2 protein-coding genes are annotated in these 1,760 nt (G+C 56.8%); both read left to right on the top strand.

The genetic code is table 11. From position 1 onward, the window contains the following. A partial coding sequence (locus ACXJ5O_RS25885) for an ABC transporter ATP-binding protein (protein ID WP_457302407.1) occupies positions 1-927 on the top strand: 927 nt, incomplete at its 5' end. After that, a partial coding sequence (locus ACXJ5O_RS25880; RefSeq protein WP_457302406.1) for an ABC transporter substrate-binding protein occupies positions 921-1,760 on the top strand: 840 nt, incomplete at its 3' end. The genes ACXJ5O_RS25885 and ACXJ5O_RS25880, both read left to right, overlap by 7 nt.

The raw sequence follows: 1,760 nt of genomic DNA, 5'->3' as shown, positions 1-1,760 counted from the left end.
GGCCTGTTTGGCAAGCAGGATAAGACCTTGGTCAAAGCGGTGGACGGCATCAGCTTCGATATCAGGCGCGGCGAATGCCTCGGTCTTGTCGGCGAGAGCGGCAGCGGCAAAACCACGGTCAGCAAAATATTGATGCGCGCTATCACACCCGACAGCGGCTCCGTCACCTTTGATGACGGCAGGGGCAAGATCGATGTTCTCAAGGCGGAGGGCGACGAGCTTATGGAGTTGCGCACCCGCATCCAGATGGTGTTCCAGGATCCGGTCTCATCGCTCTCACCGCGCATGACAGTGCAGAACATCCTTAGCGAACCGCTGGAGATCCATGGACTTGGCGACAATGCTTACCGTCTGGAGAAGGTGCGCGCGCTAATGCAGGCCATCGGCCTCGACCAGCGCTATCTCAACCGCTATCCACACAGTTTTTCCGGCGGTCAGCGCCAGCGCATAGGTATCGCCCGTGCTCTTGCGCTCGGGCCGCAACTGCTGATTTGCGACGAACCCGTCTCAGCGCTGGACGTTTCAGTTCAGGCGCAGATCCTCAATCTTCTCAAGGACCTGCAGAAGGAACTCGGGCTCACTTATCTGTTCATTTCCCACAACCTTGCCGTTGTCGACTATATGGCGGACCGTATTGCCGTCATGTGTGGAGGAAGGATTGTCGAGATAGCACCGCGAGAAATAATACTTCGTGACCCTGTTCATCCCTACACTCGCTCGCTGCTGGCGGCTGTGCCTTTTCCCGATCTGGACAGGCCGCTTGACTTCGAAACATTGAAAATGGGTGGCGCTTCGGACCAACACTCTTGGGGTGCTCAGTTCGCCGGTGATGGCGACAGTGAGACACTAGCTCCAGCCGATCTTGGTGGCGGCCATCTCGTCCTGGCGCGCCGCAATGCCGATGCAAGGGAGTTACGTTCGTGGTAACGCGCCGCACTGTCCTTGGTACTTTCGGCCTCGGTGCTCTGGGTTGCGCGGTGCTGCCGAGGCTGGCAAGTGCTGCCGACCGCGATATTGAGCCGGATTATCTTGCGGATCAATTGCGGGCGCGCAGTTTACCTCCCCTTCCCCAACGATTGCCAAAGCGGCCGCGGATTGTGCGCCTCAAGGAAATGGGACGAACCCCCGGGCAATATGGCGGAACGGTCCGCACGATCATCGGCAGCGCCAAAGATATACGGTTCATGACCATTTACGGTTATGCGCGGCTGATTGGCTATGACGAACGTCTGGTTTTCCAGCCTGATATTCTTGAGAGCTTTCAGTCCGAAAACGACACCGTGTTCACTTTCACGCTCCGCGAAGGCCACAAATGGTCGGACGGGTCTCCATTTACCGTCGATGATTTTCGCTATTGGTGGGAGGACGTCCTGCTCAATAAGGATCTAACACCTGGCGGCGGCTCCATGGTGTTGCGTGTCGATGGAAATCTGCCGCGCTTTGAAGTTCTCGATGAATGGACCATCCGTTACTCCTGGGACAAGCCAAATCCGGATTTCCTGCCAAATCTCGCCGGGCCCCAGCCGTTGGTCCTCGTCGGGCCTTCAGCCTATCTCAAGCAGTTCCACAAGGAATATCAGGACCAATTCAGGCTTTCCGCTTTGATGCAGGAACAGCGGGTGAAGAAGTGGGCTGACCTACATATCAAAATGTCACGTACGTACCGGCCGGAGAATCCTAAGCTGCCAACGCTTGATCCTTGGCGAAACACCACAGCACCACCGGCGGAGCAATTCATATTCGAACGCAACCCGTTCTTC

The sequence above is a fragment of the Phyllobacterium sp. P5_D12 genome, from assembly GCF_054049495.1.
This window is presented reverse-complemented; position numbering and strand designations above follow the sequence as displayed.